This window comes from Streptomyces sp. NPDC053665 (assembly GCF_055585285.1).
In genome coordinates, this window is record NZ_JBVJKK010000003.1 from 631,032 (window position 1) to 657,984 (window position 26,953).

The window sequence follows — 26,953 nt, forward strand, 5'->3', positions numbered from 1 at the left end:
GGGCCCCTCTCACGACGTCTCGTCACCGGCCGGGCCGGTGACGTCCGGCGCCCGGTAGTGGTGGTAGGCGTGGTGCGCCCCGAACCCCATCCCGGCGTACAGCGCCCGCGCCGCCTCGTTGTCCGTCTCGACCTGGAGCCAGGCGGCCGACGCTCCCTCGTCGAGCGCCCGCCGGGCCAGCGCGGCCATCACGGCCGTACCCAGCCCCCGGCGCCGCAGCTCCGGATCGACCTCGACGGCGGCGAAACCGGCCCAGCGCCCGTCCACCACGCATCGCCCCACGGCGGCCGGCCCCGCGGACCCGGGCACGGTCGCGAACCACACGGACGGACCCGCGTGCAGCACGCGCAGGGCCACCTCGCTCACCCCCTTGCGCTGGTAGCGGGCCAGCCAGTCCTCGCCCGCCTCGCGGGACAGCACGACCTCCGGCGACTGCTCCAGGTCGGCGACCGGCGCCAGCGGTCCCACCCACAGCTCGGCGGTCACCTCACGCACCCAGCCGCGCTCCTCCAGCGCGGCGCAGAGCAGTTCCTGGGTGCCCTCCGCGCCGGTCGCGGTCTGCACGTAGGCGGGCAGGCCGCGCTCGCCGTACCACCGCCGTACCGCGGCGAGGGCCTCGTCGAGGGGCAGGCCCGGCTCTCCCAGCGGCAGCACCGAGTTGGCGCGGCGCGTGAACCCGGACGCGGCACGCAGCTCCCACCCCCCGAGCCGCTCGCTCTCCACGGGCGGCCAGGCCCGCGCGGCGACCCGGGCCAGTTCCTCGTAGGAGGCGGCCGGGCCGCGGCGACGCGCCGGGGCGGCCGGGACGATCTTGCCCGCGACCAGCGCGGACTCCGCGATGCGGACGCGTTCGCCGCTCCGGCGTGTGATCAGCAGCACACCGTTGTCCCATGATGTGAGAACACCGACCGTGTCGGTGAACTTCTCCACCGGAACCGGATGTTCGATCAAGCTCCGGACGGAGACCCGTTTGCCCACGTCAGCAGGCGTGATACGGACCTCGAGTCGCCCGGCGGCAGAGATTTCCACAGGTCAGTTCACCCCTCCTGTTCGGATCATGCCCAGGAACGGAGATACTAGGGGCGGGCATCGACGACGCCGCGCTCCCGCGCGCCAGGCGGCGGAGCCTACGGAGGCCCGCCAGCGCCCTATCGAGGAGGAACGACAGCGTGACCTACGTCATCGCGCAGCCTTGTGTCGACGTCAAGGACAAGGCGTGCATCGAGGAGTGCCCGGTCGACTGCATCTACGAGGGCCAGCGGTCCTTGTACATCCACCCGGACGAATGCGTCGACTGTGGGGCCTGCGAGCCGGTGTGCCCGGTGGAGGCCATCTTCTACGAGGACGACACTCCCGAGGAGTGGAAGGACTACTACAAGGCGAACGTCGAGTTCTTCGACGATCTCGGCTCGCCCGGCGGAGCGAGCAAGCTGGGTCTGATCGAGCGGGACCACCCGTTCGTCGCCGCGCTGCCGCCGCAGAACCAGTAAGAGCGGTCCGCGCCAGCGCCGCCTCGGTCCCGTACGGCCCGATCACCCGGTGATCGCCGTACGGGGCCGAGGCGTTCGCCGTCACCGGCTCGGACGGACCAGAAAGTGAGCCAGAACCCGTGTCCGCAGTCTCCGACCGCCTGCCCACCTTCCCCTGGGACAAGCTGACGCCCTACAAGGCCACGGCCGCCGCCCACCCGGACGGCCTCGTGGACCTGTCCGTCGGCACCCCGGTCGACCCGGTCCCCGAGCTGATCCAGAAGGCCCTCGTGGCCGCGGCGGACTCGCCGGGCTATCCCACCGTCTGGGGCACGCCCGAGCTGCGCGACGCGATCACCGGCTGGGTCGAGCGCCGCCTGGGCGCCCGGGGGGTCACCCACCGCCACGTGCTGCCGATCGTCGGCTCCAAGGAGCTCGTCGCCTGGCTGCCGACCCAGCTCGGCCTGGGCCCGGGCGACCGCGTGGCCTTCCCGCGGCTGGCCTACCCGACCTACGAGGTCGGCGCCCGGCTGGCCCGCGCCGCGTACGAGGCCTACGACGACCCGACCGCGCTGGACCCCGAGGGCCTGCGGCTGCTCTGGCTCAACTCCCCGTCGAACCCCACGGGCAAGGTGCTGTCCCAGGAGGAGCTGACCCGGACCGTCGCCTGGGCCCGTGAGCACGGCGTCCTGCTCGTCTCCGACGAGTGCTACCTGGAACTGGGCTGGGAGGCCGACCCGGTCTCCGTGCTGCACCCCGACGTCAACGGCGGCTCGTACGACGGCATCGTCGCCGTGCACTCCCTGTCCAAGCGCTCGAACCTGGCCGGGTACCGCGCCGCCTTCCTGGCGGGCGACCCGGCGGTCCTCGGCCCGCTGCTGGAGATCCGCAAGCACGGCGGCATGATGACGTCCGCGCCGACCCAGGCGGCGGTCGTCGCCGCCCTCGGCGACGACGAGCACGTGCGCGTGCAGCGCGAGCGCTACGCCGCCCGCCGCACCCTGCTGCGCGAGGCGCTGCTCGGACACGGCTTCCGCATCGAGCACAGCGAGGCGAGCCTGTACCTGTGGGCGACGCGCGGCGAGTCCTGCTGGGACACCGTGGCCCACCTCGCGGAGCGGGGGATCCTGGTGGCCCCCGGCGACTTCTACGGCCCCGCGGGCGCGCAGTTCGTCCGCGTGGCGCTCACGGCGACGGACGAGAGGGTGGCGGCGGCCGTACGGCGGCTGTGACCGCCGCAGGGCCGCACAGCGCGCGGAAGGGGCCCGGGGAGAACTCCCCGGGCCCCTTCCGCGTCAGGACACCGGCGGGTCAGCCGAGCGGCAGGCTCTTCACCGGCAGCGAGTCGGCCGACGGCACGCCGCCCTTGGTCAGCGAGTCGGTCGGCAGGCCGCCCTTGGCCGAGCCGGCGGTGTCGCCGACGAGCTGCCCGGCCGTGCCGGCCGCGTCACCGGCCGCCTGCTGCGCGACGGGCGTGGTCTTCTTGACCGCCTTGCCGCCGGTCCTGCCCGCGGCCGGCACCGCCTTCTCGACGGTCGCGCCGCCGGTCTCGCCCGCGGACTCGGTGACGTTCTGCGCGGCACCGTCGACGGTGTTGGCGACGTTCGCCCCGTCCAGGGCGGTCAGGCCGCCGAGGCTGGGGGCGGCGGGCAGCTGGGGGGCCGCGCCGGCGGAGCCGGCCGCACCGACCCCGGCAGCCGCTCCCGCGGCGACGAGCAGCGCGGCACGGGCGATCCGGCGGGTCAGGGGGAGGGACATGGTGCTCCTTCGACGGGTGAGAACAGTGAGGTTCGTGAACGGTCCGGCCTGGTCCGGGAGTTGATCGACTGGCTGTTGATCGCTCCGGCTCGGACGCAGTGACTACCGCTCGAAGCCCGCGAAGGTTGCGGCGACCCGACGTAAAGAGTTGGTAATGCGTCGCATTATCGGCTGCGGATAAAAACGGTCAAAGAGGCCCTCGTGGAAATGCTCGCGGAAACCTTCCCGCCCTTTGTTCCCAAGGGATTTCGGGGTACGTGGGGTGAGCGTGCGAAAACCTGCCCACCCGAGCACCGCGGCACCGGCGGGGCAACTCTCCGGAGTGAGCCCCCGCACCCCTGCCCGAGTCAGCGCATCGTGACGATGCGGACCGTCTCCGCGGCGCGCTCGGCGCCCGCCGTGCCCGCGCCCGCGGCCTCGCGCCACTCGCTGGCCGTGCTCCCCGCGACCCACTCGCGGCCCCCGTAGGCGACCCGCGCGATGTGCAGCTCGGAGGCGTTGGCCACCGCCCAGTGGGCCAGCTGCCAGCCCCGCTGGTCCGGGCCCCGCCCCCCGGCGGACGGTGTGCCAGGGGGCACCGGGAGGGTGACCGTGCGGCCGCCGTCCCCGGCGGAGCCGCTCGGGGAGGGCGTCGGCGTGGCCGGGGCGGCGGGGGAGGGCGCGGTCGTGGCCGAGGTGCCCGGCGACGGCGCCGAGGCGGCCGTGTCGCCCGGCGAGGGCGTCGAGGGGGCCGTGTCGCCCGGCGAGGGCGTGGAGGCGGCCGACGGGGAGGCGTCCACCTGGGCGGCGGCCGGCGCCAGCACGTCCCGGCCGAAGTCGCGCACCAGTGCGGCCCGCACTCCGTCCGCACCCGAGGCGCGCGTGGCACCTGGGCGGCCCTCGCAGGTCAGCGTGGCCGCGGACTGCCCGGTCAGGGCCGCGGCGAGCAGGGACGCGTCCGGCTCGTGCTTGGCGTAGGCCTGCGGGAAGCCGCTGCGCTGCACCCGCTGCGCGGCGACGGTGAGCGGCAGCCGCGTGTACCCCGGCACCTTGACCAGGTGGTCGTAGAACTCACCCGCCGAGTACGTCGGGTCCATGATCTCCCGCGGGGTGCCCCAGCCCTGCGAGGGCCGCTGCTGGAACAGGCCGAGGGAGTCGCGGTCGCCGTAGTCGATGTTGCGCAGGGCCGACTCCTGGAGGGCGGTCGCCAGCGCGATGGTGACGGCCCGCTCCGGCAGGCCGCGCGCGGTGCCCACGGCGGTGATCGTCGCCGCGTTGACGGCCTGCTCGGGCGTGAACTCGTACGAGGCCCCGTCGCCCTTGCCCGAGACGACCTTGCAGCCCGGCCCGCCCGATCCCCCGGTGACGTACTGCACGACGAGGTAACCGGCGACCGCGAGCAGGGCCACGAGGCCGGACCCGAATCGGAAGAGGCGGCCACGGCGCTGGGGAGATGACTGCTCAGGCACGCGGTACAAGGTACTGGAGAGTACGGAGTGGCAGGAGCCCGGTGCGCACAGCGGCCGCACGACCTCGCGCGTTAGGGTCGACGGCATGGCCGACACCTCGCTTGACCTCACGCTGGACGCCGCGGAGCTCACCGCCCGGCTCGTCGACTTCCGCTCCGAGAGCGGCACCGAGAAGCCGCTGGCGGACGCGATCGAGACCGCGCTGCGCGCGCTGCCCCACCTGACGGTCGACCGGTACGGCAACAACGTCGTGGCCAGGACGAACCTGGGCCGCTCCGAACGGGTCGTCCTGGCCGGGCACATCGACACCGTCCCCATCGCGGACAACGTCCCCTCCCGGCTCGACGAGGACGGCGTCCTGTGGGGCTGCGGCACCTGCGACATGAAGTCCGGCGTGGCGGTGCAGCTGCGCATCGCGGCCACCGTCCCGGCCCCCAACCGCGACCTGACCTTCGTCTTCTACGACAACGAGGAGGTCGCCGCCGAGCTCAACGGCCTCCGGCACGTCGCCGAGGCCCGTCCCGAATGGCTGGAGGGCGACTTCGCGGTCCTGCTGGAGCCGTCCGACGGCCAGGTCGAGGGCGGCTGCCAGGGCACCCTGCGCGTCGAGCTGAGGACCGCGGGCGAGCGGGCCCACTCCGCGCGCGGCTGGATGGGCTCCAACGCCATCCACGCCGCCGCCCCGCTCCTCGCCCGCCTCGCCGCCTACGAGCCGCGCCGGCCGGTGATCGACGGCCTGGAGTACCGCGAGGGCCTGAACGCGGTCGGCATCGGCGGGGGAGTGGCCGGCAACGTCATCCCCGACGAGTGCGTCGTCACGGTCAACTTCCGCTATGCGCCGGACCGCACGCCCGAGGAGGCCGTCGCGCACGTCCGGGAGGTCTTCGCGGACTGCGCGCTGAGCGGGTTCGAGGTCGTCGACCACAGCCCGGCCGCGATGCCCGGGCTGTCCCACCCGGCGGCCAAGGCGTTCATCGCGGCGGTCGGCGGCACCCCGATGCCGAAGTACGGCTGGACCGACGTCTCCCGCTTCTCGGCGCTGGGCGTCCCGGCGGTCAACTACGGCCCCGGCAACCCCCACTTGGCCCACAAGCGGGACGAGCGCGTGGAGATCGCCAAGATCCTGGCCGGCGAGGAGCGCCTGCGGAACTGGCTCACCGCCTGACACCCCGGTCGCACCCGCCGTGTTTACGCCGCTGCATCGCGGACATGCTCACGTCCCTCGTTCGTAACCCGCGTAGATCTACGCTGAGGTGGAAAGACAGGCACGACGGAGGGAGCGCACATGGCGACCGGCAACCCCGAGGGGAAGAAGCAGCCGCCGGAGGAACAGCGCCTCGGCCCGGTCCTCCGCAGGCGGGATCAGGTCCAGCCCGCGACGACCGACCAGCGGCTGCTCGACGAGCGCGCCCCCTCCGACTGGGTGCACACCGACCCCTGGCGGGTGCTGCGCATCCAGTCGGAGTTCATCGAGGGCTTCGGCACCCTGGCCGAACTGCCGCCCGCCATCAGCGTCTTCGGCTCGGCCCGGACCCCGGCGGACTCCCCGGAGTACGAGGCCGGAGTCCGGCTCGGCCGGGGCCTGGTGGAGGCGGGCTTCGCGGTCATCACCGGCGGCGGGCCGGGTGCCATGGAGGCCGCGAACAAGGGGGCCTGCGAGGCCAAGGGCGTCTCGGTCGGCCTCGGCATCGAGCTGCCGTTCGAGCAGGGACTGAACCCGTACGTCGACATCGGCCTCAACTTCCGCTACTTCTTCGTCCGGAAGATGATGTTCGTCAAGTACGCGCAGGGCTTCGTGGTCCTGCCCGGCGGACTCGGCACCCTCGACGAGCTCTTCGAGGCCCTCACCCTGGTCCAGACCCAGAAGGTCACCCGCTTCCCCATCGTCCTCTTCGGCACCGACTACTGGGGCGGCCTGCTGGACTGGCTGCGCGACACGGTGATCGCCCAGGGCAAGGCGGCGGACAAGGACCTGCTGCTCTTCCACGTGACGGACGACGTGGACGAGGCGGTGGCCCTGGTGTCGAAGGAAGCGGGCAGGTAGGCACGTCCCCGGCCGGGCAGCCCCGGCGCCCGGCCGGACCGCGGGGGTGCACGGCGGGCCAGGCCGGGGGGCCGGGGCGCGGCTCCCGACTCCCGGTGGCTCAGACCGGCCCGCGCCGAGCGACGGTCCTCAGGTCGGCCGCGTCGCGCGATGGCTCTCAGGTCGGCCCGTGCCGAGCGACGACTCTCAGGCCGGTCCCGCCGCGCGACGGTCCTCAGGCCAGCCCGCGCCGCGCGATGGCTCTCAGACCGGCTCCGCGCCGCGCGGCCGCCCTCAGGCCAGCCCGCGTCGCGCGACGGCGGGATCCCGGTGTCCCGCGATGGCCGCCACCATGTCCAGCACCTGCCGGGTCTCCGCCACCTCGTGCACCCGGTACACCTGCGCGCCCAGCCACGCGGACACGGCCGTGGTCGCCAGCGTCCCGACCACCCGCTCCTTCACCGGCCGGTCCAGCGTCTCCCCGACGAAGTCCTTGTTGGACAGCGACACCAGCACCGGCCACCCCGTGGCGACCATCTCGTCCAGCCGCCGCGTCGCCTCCAGGCTGTGCCGCGTGTTCTTCCCGAAGTCGTGCCCGGGGTCGATCATGACCGACTCCCGCGGCACGCCCAGCGACACCGCCCGCTCGGCCAGGGCGACCGTGACGTCGAGGACGTCGGCCATGACGTCGTCGTACTCGACCCGGTGCGGGCGGGTGCGCGGCTCGGCGCCCCCCGCGTGCGTGCACACCAGACCCACCCGGTACTCGGCGGCGACCTGAGCCAGGGCCGGGTCGACACCGCCCCACGCGTCGTTGAGGACGTCCGCCCCGGCCTCGCACACCGCCCGGCCGACCTCGGCCCGCCAGGTGTCCACGCTGATGACCACGTCGGGGAACCTGCGGCGGACCTCCGCCACGAACCCGACCGTGCGCCGGGCCTCCTCCTCGGCCGTGACCTCCTCGCCCGGCCCCGCCTTGACCCCGCCGATGTCGACGATCGCGGCGCCTTCGGCCACGGCCTGCTCCACCCGCGCGAGGGCCGGCTCGTCGCGGAAGGTGGCTCCCTGGTCGTAGAAGGAGTCCGGGGTCCGGTTGACGATCGCCATGATCACCGGTTCGTGGGGTCCGAATTCCCGCCTGCCCAGCCTGAGCATCCCCTGTGACCTTTCCTGGTAGGTGCCCCTCTTCCGCCGCCTGCGACCCTAACCGTCACACGCGCATGGCACGATCGGACCCTGACACCGTCCGTCCGAGAAGACTCAAGTTCCATGCGACCGTGGGGGCCCGCGATGGTTATGTTCCTTTTCCTGGTCGTCGCGCTCGCCGTCGTGGTCGCCGCCGTGACCCTCGCCGTGGTGGGCGGCGGCGAGAACGGCCCGCTGCCCGAGGCGGCGCCCGAGCGGCTGCGCGACCCGCTGCCCCCGGACCGCCCGGTCGAGCGCGCCGACGTGGAGCGCCTGCGCTTCCCGCTCGCCGCCCGCGGCTACCGGATGGCCGACGTGGACGACGCCCTGAGCCGTCTGGGCGCGGAGCTGGCCGAGCGCGACGCCCGCATCGCGGACCTGGAGTCGGCCCTGGCGGGGGCCCGCTCGGCCGCGGCCCACGGCCCGGTGCACGGCACCGGCGACCACCACGTCCCCCTGGACAAGCGCGCCCCCGGTCAGGAGGACCGCCCGTGAGCACCGGTGCCGCCCTCGCCGGCCCGGACGGCGCGCTGCGCTGCCCCTGGGCCCTGTCCGCCCCGGAGTACATCGCCTACCACGACGAGGAGTGGGGCCGCCCCGTCCACGGCGACGACGCGCTCTTCGAGCGGCTGAGCCTGGAGGCGTTCCAGTCCGGCCTGTCCTGGATCACCATCCTGCGCCGCCGGCCTGGCTTCCGCGCCGCCTTCGCCGGCTTCGAGATCGCCTCGGTGGCCGCCTTCACGGAGGCGGACCGCGAGCGCCTGATGGCGGACGCCGGCATCATCCGCAACCGCGCGAAGATCGACGCGACGATGGCCAACGCCCGCGTGCTGGCCGAGTGGTCCCCCGGCGAGCTGGACGAGCTGATCTGGTCCCACGCCCCCGACCCGGCCGCCCGCCCCGCCCCCAGGGCCCTGTCCGACGTCCCGCCGGTCACCCCCGAGTCGACGGCCCTGTCCAAAGCGCTGAAGAAGCGGGGCCTGCGCTTCGTCGGCCCGACGACGGCGTACGCCCTGATGCAGGCGTGCGGCCTGGTCGACGACCACCTGGAGCTGTGCGTCGCCCGAAGCACGTCGTAGGGACGCGGGGAACCGCGCGACCAGTTTCCACGCGCCCGCGGCCCTCGACGGCGCCTGCCGCCCCGGACTCACCGGCCCAGATACTTCGGCTTCTCCTTGTTGACGAAGGCCTGGACGGCGATCGCGTGGTCCTCGGAGGAGCCCGCCCGGGTCTGGAGCTCGTCCTCCTTCACCAGCGCCTCCTCCAGCGAGTGCGTCAGCCCGTAGGCCACCGACTCCTTCAGCGCCGCGTAGGCCACCGTCGGCCCCTCGGCCAGCGCCCGCGCCACCTTCTCGGCCTCCGCGCGCAGCTCCCCGGCCGGCACCACCCGGTTGACCGCCCCGAGCTCGTACGCCTCCTGGGCGCTGATGCTGCGCGGGAAGAGCAGCAGGTCGGCGGCGCGGCCGGGGCCGATCACCCGCGGCAGCGTCCAGGAGATGCCCGAGTCGGCGGTCAGCGCCACCCCGGCGAACGAGGTGTTGAACGAGGCCGTGTCCGCCGCGATCCGGTAGTCCGCCGCGAGGGCGAAGCCGAAGCCCGCCCCGGCGGCCACCCCGTTCACCGCGGCGACGACCGGCTTCCTCGCCCCGGCCAGGGCCCGCACGATGGGGTTGTAGTGCTCCCGGACCGTGCTCATGGTCTGCCCCGACCCGGTCTCCCGGTCCTGGACCAGCAGGCCGATGTGCTCCTTCAGGTCCTGGCCCACGCAGAACGCCCGGTCGCCGGCGGCGGTCAGCAGCACCGCCCGCACGGCGGCGTCGCCCGCCGCGGACTCGACCGCCTCCCGCAGGGCCACCTTGGCCGCCACGTTCAGCGCGTTCATCGCCTCCGGGCGGTTGAGCGTGATCGTCGCGAGCCCGTCGCTCACCTCGTAGAGCACGGCGTCGGCCATGGCGTATCCCCTCCGTGTCGCGGATCGGGGACGTACCGGCCGGTACGTCCCGGGTCTGCAGGACAGCATGACGGAGATCACCGGCGGAAGACCGGACCGGACGTGTGACCTGCGTCAAAGAATTCTCGTCCGGATCCGTTCGCCGGATGCGCGTGTGGTGGCGGAGTATCGCAGCCTCATCGCCGAATTGAGTGGTTTTGCACGCGTGCGTTGCCCAAGCGATGCCAACCGATGTTGGTCATCGGGTCCTGGGATGCGGGATAATGGCTGGGAAGCAATGTGTTCGATGCCGGTGACGCGTGTCCTGCCACAAGGGCCGCACGTGTGCCCTTCTCAGGGCGTCGGCTTTGACGATGAGCTGGGTTTCAGGAAGGGGAACGAGCATGGCGGCCATGAAGCCGCGGACGGGTGATGGCCCGCTCGAGGTGACCAAGGAGGGGCGGGGCATCGTCATGCGCGTTCCGCTCGAAGGCGGCGGTCGGCTCGTCGTCGAGCTGACCCCGGACGAGGCCGACGCGCTCGGCGACGCCCTCAAGAAGGTCGTCGGCTGACGCGCAAGCGACCATACCCTTTCAACCGCCCCGGCCTCACCTGAGGTGCCGGGGCGGTTGTCTTCCCGCTCCGGCGCCCTGCGCCGGGGTGGCCGCGGTGAGCCGCTAGCGCTTCACCGCGCACAGCAGGCCGTCGCCCACCGGCAGCAGCGACGGCACCAGCTCCTGGCTCTCGCGCACCGCGCGCAGCAGCTCCCGCAGCCGCAGCACCTCGGTGGGCTGCGGGCCGGAGTCCACGGTCCGCCCGTTGGCGAACGCGCCTTCGAAGACGACCAGCCCGCCGGTGCGCAGCAGCCGCAACGATTCGGCGAGGTAGTCCATGACCTCGAGGCGGTCGCCGTCGCAGAAGACCAGGTCGTAGCCGGCGTCCGCGAGGCGGGGGAGCACGTCCAGGGCGCGGCCCGGGATGAAGCGCGCCCGGTTGCTGGCGAAGCCGCAGGCGCGGAACGCCTGGCGGGCGAACTGCTGGTGCTCCGGCTCCGGATCGACGGTCGTCAGCACGCCGTCCGGCCGCATACCGTGCAGGAGGTGGATCCCGGAGACCCCGCAGCCGGTCCCGATCTCGGCGACGGCCTTGGCGTCGACGGAGGCCGCCAGCAAGCGCAGCGCGGCGCCCGTGCCGGGCGTCACCGAGCGCAGCCCTGCCTCACGGGCCCGGTCCCGGGCCCACTGCAGCGCTTCGTCCTCGGCGACATAGGCGTCGGCGAACGCCCAGCTCGTCTGCCGGTTGCCGGTAATGACCCTCTCCTGTCCCCGTGAATGCCTGGGCGTGACTGTATCCGTTGGGCGCGGGAACCCGCAGATGGGACCGGTCGTTTAAGGGGATGAGCGACAGGCGTGGGCCGTGACGGGGGGCAGACGGTGGATCAGGACGGCGAGCAAGTCCCGACGCAGCAGTACGAGGCGTATCGACCCACATCAATTTCTCGTAAAACCGCTTATCCGGTCCTAACGGGCGAGGTGGCTATGGTAGGGGCTCCACTGGACACCACCAGAGCTGACAGGGGAGGTGCGGCTGCGTCTGTGGATCGTGCAGGGGTGCTCCGGCGCTTCCTCGGATCGGCGGGCAGGCCGACATCTGTGAACGACACCGTTGCTGACCAGAGCCACGCCGGCTTCACCCAGACCGCGACCTTCACCAGCGACGCGGACGGGCAGGCGTGGACTCCGCCCACCTGGGAGGAGATCGTCAGCACGCACAGCGGCCGGGTCTACCGGCTCGCCTACCGTCTGACCGGTAACCAGCACGACGCGGAGGACCTCACGCAGGAGGTCTTCGTCCGCGTCTTCCGCTCCCTGTCGACCTACACGCCCGGCACCTTCGAGGGCTGGCTGCACCGCATCACCACCAACCTGTTCCTGGACATGGTCCGCCGCAAGCAGCGCATCCGCTTCGACGCGCTCGGCGACGACGCGGCCGAGCGGCTGGCCAGCAAGGAGCCCACGCCCCAGCAGGTCTTCAACGACGCGCACTTCGACGCGGACGTCCAGCAGGCCCTCGACACCCTGGCCCCCGAGTTCCGCGCCGCGGTCGTCCTGTGCGACATCGAAGGACTGTCGTACGAGGAGATCGCCGCGACGCTCGGGGTGAAGCTCGGTACCGTCCGCTCGCGCATCCACCGCGGCCGCTCCCAGCTGCGCAAGGCCCTCGCGCACCGCTCGCCGGAGGCGCGCGCCGAGCGCCGTTCCTTCGTGCCCCGTGTCCCCGCCCTGGGAGGAGGGGGCGCGAGCGCGTGAGCGGAACACGACCGGAGGCTTCCGAGGGACGCCTCGCAGAGCAGCACCTGGGAGACCGACTCTCCGCCCTGGTGGACGGAGAGCTCGGTCATGACGCGCGCGAGCGCGTACTGGCGCACGTGGCCACCTGCCCGAAGTGCAAGGCGGAGGTGGACGCCCAGCGCCGGCTGAAGAACGTCTTCGCGGAGGCGGCACCACCGCCTCCCTCCGAGAGCTTCCTGGCCCGCCTGCAGGGACTACCCGCGGGTGGCGGCCCGGACGGTGATGCCACACCGCCGGGCGGGGGAGGCCTGCCCGACGTGTCCGGACGGTTCGCGTCGTCCGGGGCCTTCGGCGTGAAGCGCGGCGGCTTCGAGTTCGGCTACGCCCCGTCCCGCGACCATGCGCCCGCCCTGCCGTCCGACCAGCGCGGCCTCCCCTCGGGAAGCCAGGGCTTCCGCATCCACGACGTGCACCGGCCCGACCCGGACCGGTCCTCCTCGCGGCTGCGGTTCGCCTTCGTGGCCGCCGGCGCGGTGTCCCTGGCCGCGATCGCGCTCGGCGGTGTCAACGCCGGCACCCCGGCCGACACCGAGGCCCGCGGCGGCTCCGGCACGGGCAGCAATGTGACACCGATGCGCACGCAGGGCACGGGCGCCGCGACGGCCCCCGACTCCCAGCGGCGCCGCGCCGCCGTCCCGCTGCTCACGCAGAACGTGCTGGGGCACTCCCCGGTCGCCCCGACCGAGGTGTCCGCGCCCCTGCTGCCCGGTGTGCCGGCGCCCTCCGCTCCCCACCAGGCCGTGCACGCGCTGGCCGCCCCGGTCATGGCCGGCGCCGCGGTCGTGTCCCCGCTGATACGCCCGCTGGAGGCGGCCACACCGGCCGCTCTGACCTCCTGGTCCGCGGTCCCGGAGATCACGGCGCCCCTGCTCGCGGTACCCCTGACCGACCCCGGCGCCACTCCTTCCCCGGCGCCCTCGTCCCGGACGGCCCGCTGACCGGCCCCTGCGCGGTGGCCGGGGAACCTGATTGAATCCGGGGGGTGCCGCCCGCGGCCCAGCCAGGGGGCCGGGCGCCGATTCGACGAACTGCGGCCACCGCGACGGGCCGTGCCGCGGCTGTGGGGAGAGCATGGACGAGGGGAAGCCCACGAAGGCGAAGTGGTGGGGCAGGCCACGGGCGCAGGAACCCGCAGGTGAGCCGCAGGACGCAGGCCCGGAGCAGGCGACGGAGCAGGGCGGCACCGGCCGGCCGCCGCAGCCCGTCCCGGCGGACGCCGCCGGTCGGACGCCCACCGGCACCGACGGGGACTTCGAACTCGCACGACCCGCGGCCCGGCCCGCCGGCGACGACGAGCACGAACCGCACACCCAGAGCGCCCCGAGCGCCCCGAGCGCCCAGAGCACCGAGAATGATCAGCCCGACCGGGGCGACCAGGGCGACGGCGACTACGAGCTGCGGAGCCCCGAGGCCCCCGTGGCGGAACCCGGCGCGCCGGCCGACGGCAGGGCCGAGGAGCCGGACCCGTCGGTCCCCGCGGCCGGCGACGCCCCGCAGGGCGATCCCGGCCCGGCCGCGGCCACCGTGCCCGGGCCCTCCGTCTCCGGGTCCGCGGTGAGCGGTCCCCGGCTCCTGCACGATCCCGACCCCTACAGCACCCCGCCCTACGGCCAGCCGGGGCCCTGGGCGCCCGCCCCGCCCGTGCAGCACCCCGCGGCGGCACCGGCCGCGGCCGCCCCGGCGCACCCGGCCCCGGCGCACCAGGCCCCGGCGCACCCGGCCCCGGCGGAGGCGGCCCCCGTACCGGTCTCCCACGGTGCGGCACCGATGGCGCCGCCCGGGCCCACGGCCCCGGCCGCCGTCGCCCCGCCGCCCGCGCAGACCCCGCCCACCCCTGCCCCGCCCGCCGTCGCGCCGGTGCCGGCCCAGGCAGCGCCCCCCGGCGGCCCCGCGTCCGCTGCGCCGCCGGCGGCGCCCGGCGCCCAGGGCCAGGCCGTACCCACCGCTCCCGACCCCTGGCGGCGCTACGACCCCTGGGCGGCCCCCGGCGGCAGCCACGGCCCGCTCCAGCAGACCGGCGCCACCGTGCCGAGCACGGGGCAGCGGCGCAGAAGGGGCCGGAAGGCACTGGTCGTGGCCGGTCTGGTGATCGCGCTGGTGTCCGGCGGCATCGGAGGCGCCGTGGGGACGTACCTGGAGCGCAACGGCGGCATCGGCGCCGTCGAGTTGCCGCAGGCCGGCAAGGAGCCCGCCGGGCGGGACGCCGGCACGGTCGCCGGGATCGCCGGCCGGGCGCTGCCCAGCGTGGTCACCCTGCATGTGAGCGGCTCCGGCGAGCAGGGCACGGGCACCGGGTTCGTGCTCGACACCCGCGGCCACATCCTCACCAACAACCATGTCGTCCAGCCCGCCGGATCGGGCGGGGACATCACCGTCACCTTCGACGGCGGGCAGACCGCCCGGGCAGAGGTGGTCGGCCGGGACAGCGGCTACGACCTCGCCGTCGTGAAGGTGAAGGGCGTGCGCGGCCTCACCCCCCTGCCCCTCGGCAACTCGGACAACGTGCGGGTCGGCGACCCGGTCGTGGCCATCGGCGCGCCCTTCGACCTGGCCGGCACGGTCACCTCCGGCATCATCAGCGCCAAGCAGCGGCCCATCACCGCCGGCGGCGAGAAGGGCGACGGCAGCGACGTGTCGTACGTCGACGCGCTCCAGACCGACGCGCCCATCAACCCCGGCAACTCCGGCGGGCCCCTCCTCGACGCCAGGGCCCGGGTCATCGGCATCAACTCGGCCATCCGCTCGGCCGAGAGCGGCTCGGGCCCGGACAGCAGCGGGCAGGCCGGTTCGATAGGCCTGGGCTTCGCCATACCGATCAACCAGGGCAAGCGCGTCGCCGAGGAACTGATCAACACCGGCAGGGCGACCCACCCGGTCATCGGCATCACCCTCGACATGGACTACTCGGGCGACGGCGCCCGGGTCGCCGCCAAGGGCGGCGAGGGCGGGCCGCCCGTCACCAAGGGCGGCCCCGGGGCCGAGGCCGGTATCAAGGCGGGGGACGTCATCACCGAGGTCGACGGCGCGCGGGTCCACTCCGGGGAGGAGCTGATCGTGAAGACCCGGGCGCACCGCCCGGGCGACCGGCTGGAACTCACCGTGGAGCGGGGCGGCAAGAGCCGGACGGTCTCCCTGGTCCTCGGATCGTCGGGCGGCTGAGGGATGACGTGCCGGACGCGCGCAGCCGTCTCGTCGGCTCCCGGGAGGGGCCGATGAGACGAACAATCGGGGAAGCGCTCCCACCTCGCGCGGCCGGCGACCCCGGGACGGTACCGGTCGGACGGGATGGGCGGGTACCGTGGATCCGGCCCGGACCACGGCAGGACCGCACCGACCACGAGGGCCGAGGACCGAGGACATCGCTAGGAGCTTCAGGTGTTCAATGACATAGGACCACTCGAGCTGGTGACGCTCATCGTCCTCGCCGTGCTCGTCTTCGGTCCGGACAAGCTCCCCAAGGTCATCCAGGACGTGACGCGCACGATCCGGAAGATCCGTGAGTTCTCGGAGAGCGCCAAGAACGACATCCGGGAGGAACTGGGCCCGGAGTTCAAGGACTTCGAGTTCGAGGACCTCAATCCCAAGACGTTCATCCGCAAGCAGCTGGACAACGAGGACCTCGGACTCAAGGAGATCCGCAACGGCTTCGACCTGAAGAAGGAGATGGCCGAGGTCACCGACGCCGTCCACAGCCGTGACTCGGACGCGTCCTCCTCCTCGTCCGGCTCCTCCGGCGGCCGGATCGACATGACGAAGAAGCCCGAGACGCCGGGCCGGGACGACCGTCCGCCCTTCGACGCGGACGCCACCTGAGCGAGCGGCCGCCCGGGAGGCCCGCCCCGGCGCGAGTGACGCGTCTCATACTCCGGTCGGGGCGAGTACGGCCTGATCCGGGCGCCCGTGCGGCCCACGCGCCGGGCGCTTTCCCTGCTGCTCGCGGCGGTGTGGCTATGCTGCCCAGTTGACGGGTGGCCGCACACGGACCAGCAGCGCCACCCGAGGGGGGCGGGCCCACCGGCCCGACGAGAGCGAGGAGGCGTCCGGGCACATGGAGACGACGAGTCGGGCGGTCGCGCAGGCGCCGGCCGCGGAGGGCGGACAACAGGCCCCCTTCGCACGGCGCACGGTCGACGGCTACCTGCGTGCGCCCTTCCCGTGGTACGGCCTCGACGAGGCCTTCACGGGACCGCGCTGGCTGATGCAGGTCGGAACCACGGCCGACGGAGCCGTGGAGCACGGGTCCATCGGGCACGGCGACGAGCCCACGGTGCGCAACGAGCACGCCGCCGGGGGCGATCAGGAGTCCAAGGAGAAGTTCGCGGTCGTGGTGACCGTGGCGGCCAATCCCCAGCGGCGCACGGCCGACGGCACGGGCCTGCTCGAGGCCACGTCGGTGTCGTCCGCGGCCTGGCTCGCCGGTGTGGGCCTGCTGTCCTTCACCTGGCCCGGGCAGATGGACCACGCCCTGCGGGACGACTGGCTGGAGCAGCAGACCGAGACGGCGTGGGTGCTGGCCGACGACCTCGACGGGTCCGACTGGTCGACGCTGTCGCTGCCCGTCGACGGCGTGCCGACGGCGTTCCACTACCGCGAGTCGGAGTTCGGCTGGGTGCTCGCCGGTTCCACCGCGGCCGGGGTGCACGTCGGGGCGTACGGCAGGGGCATGAGTGCGTACGGGCTCGGCTTCGCCGTGGTGAAGGACATCGCCGCGTACGCGTGAGCTCGCGCGTGAGTGAGCCGGGGGCGCCGGGTGTTTCGGCGCCCCTTCGCCGTAGGGGGCAGGGTTCGTGGGCGACTGTCGGGTTCGTCGTGGCTTGTCGCGCAGTTCCCCGCGCCCCCTGGGGGTCGGCCCGAGGACGTCTTGGACTAGAACTTGTTGCGCGGGGTGATGCCCAGCGACAGGCCCGACAGGCCGCGCTGGCGGCCGCCCAGCTTGCCCGCGATCGCGCGCAGGGCCGAGCCCGCCGGGGAGTCCGGGTCCGTCAGGACGACCGGCTTGCCCTCGTCGCCGCCCTCGCGCAGGCGCACGTCGATCGGGATGCTGCCGAGGACCGGGACGTTCGCGCCGGTCGTGCGCGTCAGGCCGTCGGCGACGAGCTGGCCGCCCCCGGTGCCGAACACGTCGACCATCTCGCCGCAGTGCGGGCAGGGCAGCCCCGACATGTTCTCCACCACGCCGACGATCTTCTGGTGGGTCTGCACGGCGATGGAACCCGCGCGCTCGGCGACCTCGGCGGCGGCCTGCTGCGGGGTCGTCACGACGAGGATCTCCGCGTTCGGGACCAGCTGGGCCACGGAGATCGCGATGTCACCGGTGCCGGGGGGCAGGTCCAGCAGCAGGACGTCCAGGTCGCCCCAGTACACGTCCGCGAGGAACTGCTGGAGGGCGCGGTGCAGCATGGGGCCGCGCCAGACGACCGGGGCGTTGCCCGGGGTGAACATGCCGATGGAGATGACCTTCACGCCGTTCGCGGACGGCGGCATGATCATGTTCTCGACCTGGGTGGGGCGGCCGTCGGCGCCCAGCATGCGCGGCACGGAGTGGCCGTAGATGTCGGCGTCCACGACACCGACCTTCAGGCCGTCGGCCGCCATCGCCGCGGCCAGGTTGACCGTCACCGAGGACTTGCCGACGCCGCCCTTGCCGGAGGCGACCGCGTAGACGCGGGTGAGGCTGCCCGGCTTGGCGAAGGGGACCTCGCGCTCGGTCTGCCCGCCGCGCAGTGCGGAGGCCAGCTCGCGGCGCTGCTCGTCGCTCATCACGTCGAGCGTGACGTCGACGCGGGTGACGCCCTCGACCGCGGAGACCGCGTCGGTCACGCGCTGCGTGATCGTGTCCCGCATCGGGCAGCCCGAGACCGTGAGGTACACGGTGACCGCGACCGCCCCGTCAGCACCGATCTCCACCGACTTGACCATCCCGAGCTCGGTGATGGGCTTGTGGATCTCGGGGTCGTTCACCGTCGCCAGTGCCTCGCGCACCGCGTCTTCCATAGCCATAGGGACGATGGTACGGCGCCGTACCGGGGCGTAGGAAAGCGTCTCAGCGGTCGTCTGCGTCACGTCCCCGTGACCGTTCCGCCGGGAATACGACGGGGTCGTGGCGGTGGCCGTTCTGCCGCTCCTCCAGCTCCTTGACCATGTCCTGCAGCTCGGAGCGGATCCAGTCGCGGGTGGCGACCTCGCCGAGGCCGATGCGCAGGGCGGCGATCTCCCGGGTCAGGTACTCGGTGTCGGCGATGGACCGCTCGTTCTGCTTGCGGTCCTGCTCCAGGTTGACCCGGTCGCGGTCGTCCTGCCGGTTCTGCGCGAGCAGGATCAGGGGGGCGGCGTAGGACGCCTGGAGGGACAGCATCAGCGTCAGGAAGATGAACGGATACTCGTCGAAGCGCAGATGGCCCGGCGCGAAGACGTTCCACACGACCCACAGGATGATGACGACCGTCATCCAGACGATGAACCGCCCGGTGCCCAGGAAGCGCGCGATCCGTTCCGACAGCCGCCCGAAGGCCTCCGGGTCGTACTCGGGCAGGAAGCGGCGCCGGCGGGGCAGCGGCTGGTCCAGGCGCGTGCGCGGGCGGGAGGCGGCGGTGGCGCCCGCGGGGGCGCGGTCGCGCGCGGTGTCGCGCTCAGGAGCCATCGGTCGCCACCTCCTCGTCCAGGTGGAACTCCTGCTCCCGCCAGTCGTCCGGGAGCATGTGGTCGAGCACGTCGTCCACGGTCACCGCGCCGAGCAGCGACCCCGCCTCGTCGACGACGGGGGCGGCGACCATGTCGTACGTGGCGAAGAACCCGGCGATGGCGGGCAGGTCCGCCTGCGGGTCGAGCGGCTGCAGGTCGGTGTCCACGATGGAACTGACCAGGGACGGCGGTGGCTCGCGCAGCAGGCGCTGGAAGTGGACCGTGCCCAGGTACTTGCCGGTCGGGGTCTCGTCCGGCGGCCGGCACACATAGACCTGAGCGGCCAGCGCGGGGGAGAGGTCGCGGTTGCGGACGCGGGCGAGGGCGTCGGCGACGGTGGCGTCCGGGCGCAGCACGATCGGCTCGGTGGTCATGAGCCCGCCCGCCGTACGGTCCTCGTACGACATCAGCCGCCGCATGTCGGCCGCGTCGCCCGGCTGCATCAGGCTCAGCAGTCGCTCCTGCTCGTCCGTCGGCAGCTCACCCAGCAGGTCGGCCGCGTCGTCCGGGTCCATGGCCTCCAGGACGTCGGCGGCCCGCTCCTCCTTCAGCTTGCCGAGGATCTCGATCTGGTCGTCCTCCGGCAGCTCCTCCAGCACGTCGGCCAGCCGGTCGTCGTCGAGGGCGGCGGCCACCTCGGCCCGGCGCTTGGGCGACAGGTGGTGCAGCACGTTGGCCAGGTCGGCCGGGCGCAGCTGCTCCAGTGTCGCCAGCAGGTTCTCCGCGCCCTGCCCCTGCTCCTCCAGCGAGAAGCCGGTGACGGCCGACCACTCGACGGTCAGCGCCTCGCCCCGGGCCCGCCGGAAGGCCCCGCCGGGCTTGCCCTTGCGGACGAAGACCCGGTCGATCTCCCAGTCCCGGCGGGCGGGCAGCTGGTGCACCGACAGGTCCAGGACGGTGACCTCCTCACCCGTCTCGGTCAGCGTCACGCGTCGGTCCAGCAGCTCCCCGAACACCAGCCGCTCGGTGGGCCGCTGCTCGAAGCGCCGGACGTTGAGCACACCGGTGGTGATCACCTGGCCGGACTGGATGGCGGTGACCCGGGTCATCGGCAGGAAGATGCGGCGCCGGGTGGCGAGTTCGACGACGAGGCCGAGCAGTCGCGGCGGCCGCTGGCCCACCCGCAGCATGACGACCAGATCGCGCACCCGTCCCACCTGGTCGCCGGCGGGATCGAACACGGCGATGCCGGAGAGGTGCGATACGAAGATCCGGGGGGCGCCCGCTGCCATGGCCGCGGCTCCTTTTCGTGCGGGGTGGTTCGTGATGCCGGTGTGTGGGGCTGTGCTGGTGCCTGTCTCTTCCGAATTGCCCGCTCGGGTGGGCTTCAGGCTAGCCCGTCCCGATCGGGGTTGCGTCGGCGGACGGTCCGGACGGACCGGCTCCGACCTGCCCGCACGTCCCCGGTACCCTGCGGTACGCCGTTCAGGTCTCCCGTCAGAGAGGCAGCCCCACCTGTGACTCCGATTCGCCACGGCCGCCACCGCAGTGCCGCACTCGCGAGCGCGACGTGCGCGCTGCTCGTGACGGGGACGGTGCTCACCGGCTGCGCGGAGGACCCGAACGAGGGCACCAACGGCGTGGGCCGGCTCCCGGCGGCGAAGATCCAGGCCAAGACCCGTGCGGTGGCCGAGTCCGCGGGGGCGGTCCGGGTGCACGGCAACGTCGTCAGCGGCGGCCGGACGTATGCGCTCGACATGCGGCTGAAGGACGACGGCGGCACCGGGTCGGTGACCACCAAGGGGGCGACCTTCAAGCTGCTGCGCGTCGGCGAGCAGCTCTTCGTGATGGCGGACGCGGAGTTCTGGAGTCACGGCAGCGGCCAGGGCAAGGGGGGCGCGTCGGACGCGGCGGCGGCCTCCAAGCTGGGCGGGAAGTACGTGAAGGTGCCGCAGGGCGACCCCTCGTACAAGAAGTTCACGGGGTTCACGGACAAGGGGGTCCTCCTCGACGGTCTGCTGACCCTGCACGGCACGCTCGCCACGGACGGCCACGACGAGGAGGCGGGCGTGCGCACCATCCGGGTCACCGGCGACAAGGGCTCGGGCGGCACCCTGGAGGTCTCCCTGGAGGGCAGGCCCTACCCGCTGCGCCTGGAGCGGGCCGGCGGCGCGGGCACGCTGACGTTCTCCGCCTGGGGGCAGGACTTCGCGCTCCGGGAGCCGGACAGGAGCGAGACCGTGGACTACGGCAAGCAGCTGCCGGCCTCGTAGGGCGTCAGGCCCGTCTGCGCTTCCTCTTCAGCAGCAGACGGGGCAGGCCCGCCGGAACCGGCCGGCGCGTGGTCGCCGGGGAGGGCAGGGGCGGCTCGGACAGGGAGCCGTCGGGCAGCGGCTCCGTCGCCCCGGTCGGCTCCAGCCGCAGCACCCGGCACTCGCGGGCCCAGCGCCCGGTCATGGCCTCGCCGTCGGGCGCGTTCAGCCGCTTGCCCTTCAGCTCGGCGACGGCCGCCTCCCACGCCTCGGTGTCCGGCTGGAGCTGGGTGACCCGGGCGGTCCAGGAGACCAGCCGGCCGCCCTTGTCCTTGCTGCGGACCGTCACCCGGGCCTCGGCACCGTCGGCCAGGCCGGGCAGCGGCTGCTCGCCGGGCCCGTCGCCGACCAGGCAGGCGGCACCCTCGTGCCACACGTGCCACAGGGCGCGCGCCGGGCCGTCCGGGCCCTGCACCCAGACGAGGCCGGACTTCTTGGTGGCCTCCTCGACGAGGGCCTGGCCGAGCAGCTCGCTTGTCATGGGCACCAGCCTATCCAGGCGGCTCACAGCCAGCCGTTGCGCTTCAGGGTGCGGTGGATGCCGAGGCACACCACCACCGTGAAGCCCAGGATGACCGGGTAGCCGTAGCGCCAGTGCAGCTCCGGCATGTGGTCGAAGTTCATGCCGTACACCCCGCATACCATGGTCGGCACGGCGATGATCGCGGCCCAGGAGGTGATCTTGCGCATGTCCTCGTTCTGCGCGACGGACGCCTGCGCCAGGTTGGCCTGGAGGATGGAGTTGAGCAGCTCGTCGAAGCCGAGGACCTGCTCCTGGACGCGGGCCAGGTGGTCGGCGACGTCCCGGAAGTACTTCTGGATGTCCGGGTCGACCAGCCGCATCGGCCGCTCGCTGAGCAGTTGCATGGGTCGCAGCAGCGGAGACACGGCCCGCTTGAACTCCAGCACCTCGCGCTTGAGTTGGTAGATCCGGCCGGCGTCCGACCCCCGCGGCGTGCCCTTGCGCCCGGGGGAGAACACGTCGGTCTCGACCTCGTCGATGTCGTCCTGCACGGCGTCGGCGACGGCGATGTACCCGTCGACGACGTGGTCGGCGATGGCGTGCAGTACGGCCGAGGGGCCCTTGGCCAGCAGCTCGGGGTCGTCCTGGAGGCGGTGGCGCAGCGCCCGCAGGGAACCCTGGCCGCCGTGCCGGACGGTGATGAAGAAGTCCCGGCCGGTGAAGCACATGACCTCGCCGGACTCGACGACCTCGCTGTTGGCGTCGAGTTGGTCGTGTTCCACGTAGTGGATGGTCTTGAACACCGTGAACAGCGAGTCGTCGTAGCGCTCCAACTTGGGCCGCTGGTGGGCCTGGACGGCGTCCTCCACGGCCAGCGGGTGGAGCCCGAACTCCCGGGCGATGCCGGAGAATTCGTCCTCCGTCGGCTCGTGCAGCCCGATCCACACGAAGCCCCCGTCGCGGCGCACCAGGCGCACCGCCTCGTGCGGGGTCAGCGGGGTCTCGGTCTCGATGCGGCGGCCGTCGCGGTAGACGGCGCAGTCGACGACGGCGGTGGCCGCCGCCGGGCTGCGGGTGCTGTCGTACGTCCCGCCGTCCTTGCGCAGCGACACGCGGGAGGGACGGACAACGGCGCGCAGGTCGCGGATCATCGACATGGCGGGCTCCTTCGCGGGAGGGCGACGAACGGCCCGGCGACGGCTGGAACCACCCGGAATGAAGACGTGGGGACTGCGGATGTTTGGCACGTCCACAAAGCGGGGAGCACCGCACCGTCGCGGTGGCGAGTTCGTCACTGATTCAGCTACTGAGGCAGATCAGGCAAAGCGAGACGAAGCGCTCTTCCGCGTGAGGCGAGTGCGAGAGGTGGCAGCCGGCCAGAAGACGGAGCAGCTACATCAGCGGCGGGAGAGCGTGGTGCTACTGCACGGTCGACTTCGATCCATTGCAGCCCCACCTCCTCCGGCCGGTCCCTCGTAAGGGAGTTCCTTCGGCGCCGGGGCTTGACCGCGACGCTTCTGCGTGCTGCCCCGAACCACCGGGCAAGAGTAGCAGCCGACACACCTGTCAAGGCGCTGCTTTGCCCGCTACTGACGAGTTCTATGCTCGCCGCATGGCAGATGTTCTTCCTCTGGTCGAGGCCCGGTTGCGCACCGCGCTGGGCGAGCCGGACGCGCGCGCGGCGGTCACCTTCCTCGGGGCGGACCGCATCGAGGTGCTCCGCTTCCAGGAGGGTGACGTCGTCCGCTACGCCACGCTCGGCATGTCCGCGCACCCCATGACGGACCCCACGGCGGTCGTCGCCGACCCGGTCCGGGGCCCGCGGGCCGAGCTGGTCCTGTCGGTGCGCCCCGGGGGCGCGGACACCGGCAAGGTGCTGCGCCCGCTCGCCGTGCTGGCCGCCTCCCCGCAGGTGGAGGGCCTGGTGGTGGCTCCCGGCGCGTCCCTGGACGTCGGTGACCCGCTGTGGCCCGGGGCGCCCTTCACCTCGGTCCTGGTCGCCGAACCGGGCGGCCTGATCGAGGACCTGGAACTGGACGAGCCGCTGGACCCCGTCCGGTTCCTGCCGCTGCTGCCGATGACGCCGAACGAGGCCGCCTGGAAGCGGGTGCACGGGGCGCAGGCGTTGCAGGAGCGCTGGCTGAACCACGGCACGGACCTGCGGGACCCGTCCCGCACGTCCGTGCCGCTGGAGTGAGCAAGCTCACCAACTTCGATTCAGTGAGCCTCAGTTGGCGAAGACCGTGACCCCGTCCTCGGTGGCGTGCCGGGGCTGGAGCTCCTCGGCCTCGTGCGTCAGCGCCTTGCGCCGCACGACCACCACGGCGGCGCCGAGGACCGCGGTGACGGCCGCCACCACGAACGGGATGTGCGGGTCGGCCCACTCCTCGATCTTCGGTGCGAAGTAGGGCGCGGCTGCGGCGGCGAACCAGCGGACGAAGTTGTAGCCCGCGCTCGCCACCGGCCGGGGCGCGTCCGAGACGCCGAGGGCCAGTTCGGTGTAGACGGTGTTGTTCACGCCGATGAAGGCGCCCGACAGGACGGTGCACACGACGGCGGTGGTGTGCGAGCCGTAGCCGAGCACGAGGACGTCGGCCGCGAGCAGCACCAGCGAGCCGCCCAGCACCTTCAGCGAGCCGAAGCGCTTCTGCAGCCGGGGCGCCACGATCACCGAGAACACGGCGAGCAGCACACCCCAGGCGAAGAACACCGCGCCCGACCGGTAGGGGCTCATGTTCAGCACGAACGGCGTGAAGGCCAGCACGGTGAAGAACGTGTAGTTGTAGAAGAACGCCGAGACCGCCGCCGAGGCCAGGCCGCCGTGGCCGAGGGCCTTCAGCGGGTCCAGCAGCGAGGTCTTGCGGGCCGGCCGGGGCTGCTCCTTCAGGAACACCGTGATGCACAGGAAGCCGACGGCCATCAGGAACGCCGTGCCGAAGAACGGGTAGCGCCAGCTGGCGTCGCCGAGCAGGGCGCCCAGCAGCGGACCGCAGGCCATGCCGAGGCCGAGGGCCGACTCGTACAGCAGGATCGCGGCGGCACTGCCGCCGGCCGCCGCGCCGACGATGACCGCGAGGGCCGTCGAGACGAACAGCGCGTTGCCGAGGCCCCAGCCCGCCCGGAAGCCGACCAGTTCGGCCACCGAGCCCGAGGTCCCGGCGAGTGCGGCGAACACGACCACGAGTGCCAGGCCGGCCAGCAGGGTCTTGCGCCCGCCGATCCGGCTGGAGACGAAGCCGGTCACCAGCATCGCGACGGCGGTGATCAGGAAGTACGAGGTGAAGAGCAGGGAGACCTGGCTGGCCGTGGCGTCCAGGCCCTGGGCGATGGACGGCAGGATCGGGTCGACGAGTCCGATGCCCATGAAGGCGACGACCGAGGCCCCGGCGGTCGCCCACACGGACTTGGGCTGCTTGAGGAGGCCGCCCGCTCCGGCGTCGAAGGGGTCCATGCGTGCTCCCATTCCCGAGACGAGGTAGTTGGTATATACACATACTAAGTTAGCCACTCTAACTAATGCAACCTACATCTGGTTTCGGGGTGAAGCGTTCCGTCCGGTTGGGTGATCGTCCTTGACGCGGCGGGGCGGGGGTAGGACCGTGGGGCCCTATGAGGGGCGAACCCAGTTGCCCGAAGTGCGGTGGCCGGGTCAGGGCTCCCGGCCTCTTCTCCGATGCGTGGCAGTGCGATGCGCACGGCACCGTCCATCCGGTGCAGCCCGTGATACCGCCGAGCGTGGACGCCCTCAACGTCGTGGTGCACCGCACGCAGGTGCCGGTGTGGATGCCGTGGCCGCTGCCCGTGGGGTGGCTGTTCACCGGAGTGGCCTGCGCGGGCGACGACCGCACCGGCGGCCGGGCGACCGCGGTGGCGTGCACCGGACCCGGGCCGCTCGGCGGGATGGGCGAGCTGATCCTGGTCGCGGAGGAGCTCGGCGTCGGACTCGGCGCGCGGTACGCCGGGGTGGACGGCCCCGATCCCGGCCCGCTCATCGACGTCGGGAAGCCGGCGCAGGCGAAGGTGCTGGCCGCGGGGCGGCCCACGCCGCTGTGGCACGTGACCGGGGCGCCCGGCGACCGTGCCGTGTTCGCCGGCGAGGCCCTCGGGATGTGGCTGTGGGCCGTGGTGTGGCCGGAGCAGTCGGGCCTGCTGATGTACGACGAGCTGGTGCTGGCGGATCTGCGGGAGGCGGGCGCGGAGGTGGACCTGGTGCCGTGCGGCGCGCTGTCGCCGCGGTTGCTTCAGCCGTAGCGGGCCGGGGCCCGCGCCGGGCCGGCGGTCGTCCCGCCGGCGGGCGTGGACGCGGGTGGGGGAACGTGTCCGTTCGGGGCTGCGTGCAGTGGGCTGCGTGTAGGGGGCTGCGTGCAGTGGGCTGCGTGTAGGGGGCGCCGGCGCCGAGCGGGTGTGACAGGGCGGGCTGAAAAGACGGTTATCCTGAAGCGTCCGTGTCCGTCGTCCCCCGCTGGGAGTCCGTGTCGTGCGTATCGATCTGCACACCCACTCCACGGCCTCCGACGGTACGGACACACCGGCCGAACTGGTCCGCAAGGCCGCCGTCGCCGGCCTGGACGTCGTCGCGCTCACGGATCACGACACCACGCGCGGCCACGCCGAGGCGGTCGCCGCCCTGCCCGAGGGGCTGACGCTGGTCACCGGGGCCGAGCTGTCCTGCCGGATCGACGGCATCAGCATGCACATGCTGGCCTACCTCTTCGACCCGGAGGAGCCCGCGCTGCTCGCCGAACGCGAGCTCGTGCGCGACGACCGGGTGCCGCGCGCCCAGGGCATGATCGCCAAGCTCCAGGACCTGGGTGTGCCCGTGACCTGGGAGCAGGTGGCGCGCATCGCCGCGGGCGGGTCGGTCGGACGGCCGCACGTGGCCAGCGCGCTCGTCGAGCTGGGTGTCGTGCCCACCGTCAACGACGCCTTCACCCCGGACTGGCTGGCCGACGGCGGCCGGGTCTTCGTGGAGAAGCACGAGACCGACCCCTTCGAGGCGATCCGGCTGGTCAAGGGCGCGGGCGGGGTCGCGGTCTTCGCCCACCCCGGCGCGAGCAAGCGCGGGCGCACCGTGCCGGACGCCGCCATCGCGGAGATGGCCGAGGCCGGACTGGACGGCATCGAGATCGACCACATGGACCACGACGCCGACACCCGGGCACGGCTGCGCGGTCTGGCCAAGGAACTGGGGCTGCTGGTGACCGGGTCCTCGGACTACCACGGCAGCCGGAAGACCTGCGTGCTCGGCGAGTACACGACCGACCCCGAGGTCTACGGGGAGATCACCCGGCGGGCGTTCGGGGCGTTCCCGGTGCCCGGCGCCGGCGGAACCGTCTGAGGCGTTCCACCACCCTTCCGTTCGCCTGACGGGCCACGGCGCGATCCGCCGCGGC

The 26,953-nt window shown here is 73.1% G+C and carries 28 protein-coding genes; 16 read left to right on the forward strand and 12 right to left on the reverse strand.

Annotation, left to right across the window (positions count from 1 at the left end):
* Positions 1 to 9: 9 nt before the first annotated feature.
* A complete protein-coding gene (locus ACZ6ZN_RS15835) occupies positions 10 to 1,029 on the reverse strand; it encodes a GNAT family N-acetyltransferase (protein WP_469646568.1) in 1,020 nt (339 codons plus the stop codon).
* A gap of 140 nt (positions 1,030 to 1,169) precedes the next feature.
* On the opposite strand from ACZ6ZN_RS15835, the gene fdxA reads away from it, so the two are divergent.
* The gene (gene fdxA, locus ACZ6ZN_RS15840; RefSeq protein ID WP_014048159.1) at positions 1,170 to 1,490 is read left to right on the forward strand and encodes a ferredoxin; all 321 of its coding nucleotides are present in this window, start codon (positions 1,170 to 1,172) and stop codon (positions 1,488 to 1,490) included.
* Between the two features lie 119 nt (positions 1,491 to 1,609).
* Positions 1,610 to 2,701, forward strand: coding sequence for a bifunctional succinyldiaminopimelate transaminase/glutamate-prephenate aminotransferase (locus ACZ6ZN_RS15845; RefSeq protein ID WP_469646570.1), 1,092 nt, complete (start codon positions 1,610 to 1,612; stop codon positions 2,699 to 2,701).
* Positions 2,702 to 2,780: 79 nt separating this feature from the next.
* Here the strand turns inward: ACZ6ZN_RS15845 and ACZ6ZN_RS15850 are convergent, their stop codons facing one another.
* The gene (locus tag ACZ6ZN_RS15850; RefSeq protein ID WP_398106701.1) at positions 2,781 to 3,227 is read right to left on the reverse strand and encodes an ATP-binding protein; all 447 of its coding nucleotides are present in this window, start codon (positions 3,225 to 3,227) and stop codon (positions 2,781 to 2,783) included.
* 347 nt (positions 3,228 to 3,574) lie between these two features.
* Positions 3,575 to 4,675, reverse strand: a complete 1,101-nt coding sequence (locus ACZ6ZN_RS15855) for a VldE C-terminal domain-containing protein (RefSeq protein WP_469646573.1) — start codon at positions 4,673 to 4,675, stop codon at positions 3,575 to 3,577.
* Between the two features lie 85 nt (positions 4,676 to 4,760).
* Here ACZ6ZN_RS15855 and dapE point away from each other — a divergent pair, with 85 nt between their 5' ends.
* Both dapE and ACZ6ZN_RS15865 read left to right on the forward strand, forming a co-directional pair.
* Complete coding sequence (gene dapE / locus ACZ6ZN_RS15860) at positions 4,761 to 5,840, forward strand: succinyl-diaminopimelate desuccinylase (protein ID WP_469646575.1); 1,080 nt, start codon at positions 4,761 to 4,763, stop codon at positions 5,838 to 5,840.
* 120 nt (positions 5,841 to 5,960) lie between these two features.
* On the forward strand, positions 5,961 to 6,719 hold the full coding sequence (locus tag ACZ6ZN_RS15865; protein ID WP_398106698.1) for an LOG family protein: 759 nt from the start codon (positions 5,961 to 5,963) through the stop codon (positions 6,717 to 6,719).
* Positions 6,720 to 6,992: 273 nt separating this feature from the next.
* Here the strand turns inward: ACZ6ZN_RS15865 and folP are convergent, their stop codons facing one another.
* Positions 6,993 to 7,853, reverse strand: a complete 861-nt coding sequence (gene folP, locus ACZ6ZN_RS15870) for a dihydropteroate synthase (protein WP_451880248.1) — start codon at positions 7,851 to 7,853, stop codon at positions 6,993 to 6,995.
* Positions 7,854 to 7,988: 135 nt separating this feature from the next.
* Here folP and ACZ6ZN_RS15875 point away from each other — a divergent pair, with 135 nt between their 5' ends.
* Entirely contained in the window at positions 7,989 to 8,378 is a 390-nt protein-coding gene (locus ACZ6ZN_RS15875; protein ID WP_398106696.1) for a DivIVA domain-containing protein, read from the forward strand.
* Positions 8,375 to 8,962, forward strand: coding sequence for a DNA-3-methyladenine glycosylase I (locus ACZ6ZN_RS15880; protein WP_469646578.1), 588 nt, complete (start codon positions 8,375 to 8,377; stop codon positions 8,960 to 8,962). Before ACZ6ZN_RS15875 ends, ACZ6ZN_RS15880 begins: the two co-directional genes overlap by 4 nt.
* A gap of 68 nt (positions 8,963 to 9,030) precedes the next feature.
* On the opposite strand, the gene chcB is transcribed toward ACZ6ZN_RS15880, so the two are convergent.
* Entirely contained in the window at positions 9,031 to 9,834 is an 804-nt protein-coding gene (gene chcB, locus ACZ6ZN_RS15885) for a 2-cyclohexenylcarbonyl CoA isomerase (protein WP_469646581.1), read from the reverse strand.
* 383 nt (positions 9,835 to 10,217) lie between these two features.
* Between chcB and ACZ6ZN_RS15890 the strand changes: the two genes are divergently transcribed.
* Positions 10,218 to 10,385 (forward strand): DUF3117 domain-containing protein, encoded by a 168-nt coding sequence (locus ACZ6ZN_RS15890; RefSeq protein WP_003966491.1) that lies wholly within the window; start codon positions 10,218 to 10,220, stop codon positions 10,383 to 10,385.
* 105 nt (positions 10,386 to 10,490) lie between these two features.
* Here ACZ6ZN_RS15890 and ACZ6ZN_RS15895 read toward each other — a convergent pair whose 3' ends face one another.
* A complete protein-coding gene (locus tag ACZ6ZN_RS15895; RefSeq protein ID WP_398107114.1) occupies positions 10,491 to 11,189 on the reverse strand; it encodes an O-methyltransferase in 699 nt (232 codons plus the stop codon).
* 234 nt (positions 11,190 to 11,423) lie between these two features.
* Here ACZ6ZN_RS15895 and sigE point away from each other — a divergent pair, with 234 nt between their 5' ends.
* From sigE to ACZ6ZN_RS15920, 5 genes are all read left to right on the forward strand, one after another.
* A complete protein-coding gene (gene sigE, locus ACZ6ZN_RS15900) occupies positions 11,424 to 12,122 on the forward strand; it encodes an RNA polymerase sigma factor SigE (RefSeq protein WP_369197193.1) in 699 nt (232 codons plus the stop codon).
* Positions 12,119 to 13,102 carry an anti-sigma factor family protein gene (locus ACZ6ZN_RS15905; protein WP_451880251.1) on the forward strand — a complete coding sequence of 328 codons (984 nt, stop codon included), beginning with the start codon at positions 12,119 to 12,121 and terminating at the stop codon, positions 13,100 to 13,102. The genes sigE and ACZ6ZN_RS15905 overlap by 4 nt, the downstream gene beginning before the upstream one ends.
* 133 nt (positions 13,103 to 13,235) lie before the next feature.
* Positions 13,236 to 15,323 carry a S1C family serine protease gene (locus ACZ6ZN_RS15910; protein ID WP_469646585.1) on the forward strand — a complete coding sequence of 696 codons (2,088 nt, stop codon included), beginning with the start codon at positions 13,236 to 13,238 and terminating at the stop codon, positions 15,321 to 15,323.
* 216 nt (positions 15,324 to 15,539) lie between these two features.
* Positions 15,540 to 15,977: a sec-independent translocase gene (locus ACZ6ZN_RS15915; protein WP_398106691.1), complete on the forward strand. Its 438-nt coding sequence runs from the start codon at positions 15,540 to 15,542 to the stop codon at positions 15,975 to 15,977.
* 235 nt (positions 15,978 to 16,212) lie between these two features.
* A complete protein-coding gene (locus ACZ6ZN_RS15920; RefSeq protein WP_398106690.1) occupies positions 16,213 to 16,884 on the forward strand; it encodes a hypothetical protein in 672 nt (223 codons plus the stop codon).
* 146 nt (positions 16,885 to 17,030) lie between these two features.
* Here ACZ6ZN_RS15920 and ACZ6ZN_RS15925 read toward each other — a convergent pair whose 3' ends face one another.
* From ACZ6ZN_RS15925 to ACZ6ZN_RS15935, 3 genes are read right to left on the reverse strand one after another with little or no spacing between them, the layout of a single operon-like run.
* Positions 17,031 to 18,164 (reverse strand): Mrp/NBP35 family ATP-binding protein, encoded by a 1,134-nt coding sequence (locus tag ACZ6ZN_RS15925; protein ID WP_376332476.1) that lies wholly within the window; start codon positions 18,162 to 18,164, stop codon positions 17,031 to 17,033.
* A 43-nt stretch (positions 18,165 to 18,207) separates the two neighbouring features.
* Positions 18,208 to 18,804: a DUF1003 domain-containing protein gene (locus ACZ6ZN_RS15930; protein WP_398106689.1), complete on the reverse strand. Its 597-nt coding sequence runs from the start codon at positions 18,802 to 18,804 to the stop codon at positions 18,208 to 18,210.
* On the reverse strand, positions 18,794 to 20,077 hold the full coding sequence (locus ACZ6ZN_RS15935) for a magnesium transporter MgtE N-terminal domain-containing protein (protein WP_469646589.1): 1,284 nt from the start codon (positions 20,075 to 20,077) through the stop codon (positions 18,794 to 18,796). Before ACZ6ZN_RS15935 ends, ACZ6ZN_RS15930 begins: the two co-directional genes overlap by 11 nt.
* Before the next feature lie 225 nt (positions 20,078 to 20,302).
* Here ACZ6ZN_RS15935 and ACZ6ZN_RS15940 point away from each other — a divergent pair, with 225 nt between their 5' ends.
* Positions 20,303 to 21,058 (forward strand): hypothetical protein, encoded by a 756-nt coding sequence (locus tag ACZ6ZN_RS15940; protein WP_398106687.1) that lies wholly within the window; start codon positions 20,303 to 20,305, stop codon positions 21,056 to 21,058.
* Positions 21,059 to 21,062: 4 nt separating this feature from the next.
* Here ACZ6ZN_RS15940 and ACZ6ZN_RS15945 read toward each other — a convergent pair whose 3' ends face one another.
* Positions 21,063 to 21,578 (reverse strand): hypothetical protein, encoded by a 516-nt coding sequence (locus ACZ6ZN_RS15945; RefSeq protein WP_398106686.1) that lies wholly within the window; start codon positions 21,576 to 21,578, stop codon positions 21,063 to 21,065.
* Between the two features lie 23 nt (positions 21,579 to 21,601).
* Entirely contained in the window at positions 21,602 to 22,717 is a 1,116-nt protein-coding gene (locus tag ACZ6ZN_RS15950; protein WP_398106685.1) for a magnesium and cobalt transport protein CorA, read from the reverse strand.
* 455 nt (positions 22,718 to 23,172) lie between these two features.
* Between ACZ6ZN_RS15950 and ACZ6ZN_RS15955 the strand changes: the two genes are divergently transcribed.
* On the forward strand, positions 23,173 to 23,757 hold the full coding sequence (locus tag ACZ6ZN_RS15955; RefSeq protein ID WP_451880230.1) for a suppressor of fused domain protein: 585 nt from the start codon (positions 23,173 to 23,175) through the stop codon (positions 23,755 to 23,757).
* A 30-nt stretch (positions 23,758 to 23,787) separates the two neighbouring features.
* Here ACZ6ZN_RS15955 and ACZ6ZN_RS15960 read toward each other — a convergent pair whose 3' ends face one another.
* A complete protein-coding gene (locus ACZ6ZN_RS15960) occupies positions 23,788 to 25,011 on the reverse strand; it encodes an MFS transporter (RefSeq protein WP_398106683.1) in 1,224 nt (407 codons plus the stop codon).
* A gap of 158 nt (positions 25,012 to 25,169) precedes the next feature.
* On the opposite strand from ACZ6ZN_RS15960, the gene ACZ6ZN_RS15965 reads away from it, so the two are divergent.
* Both ACZ6ZN_RS15965 and ACZ6ZN_RS15970 read left to right on the forward strand, forming a co-directional pair.
* Complete coding sequence (locus ACZ6ZN_RS15965) at positions 25,170 to 25,811, forward strand: DUF6758 family protein (RefSeq protein ID WP_398106682.1); 642 nt, start codon at positions 25,170 to 25,172, stop codon at positions 25,809 to 25,811.
* A gap of 226 nt (positions 25,812 to 26,037) precedes the next feature.
* Positions 26,038 to 26,898: a PHP domain-containing protein gene (locus ACZ6ZN_RS15970; protein WP_469646593.1), complete on the forward strand. Its 861-nt coding sequence runs from the start codon at positions 26,038 to 26,040 to the stop codon at positions 26,896 to 26,898.
* Positions 26,899 to 26,953 lie beyond the last annotated feature (55 nt).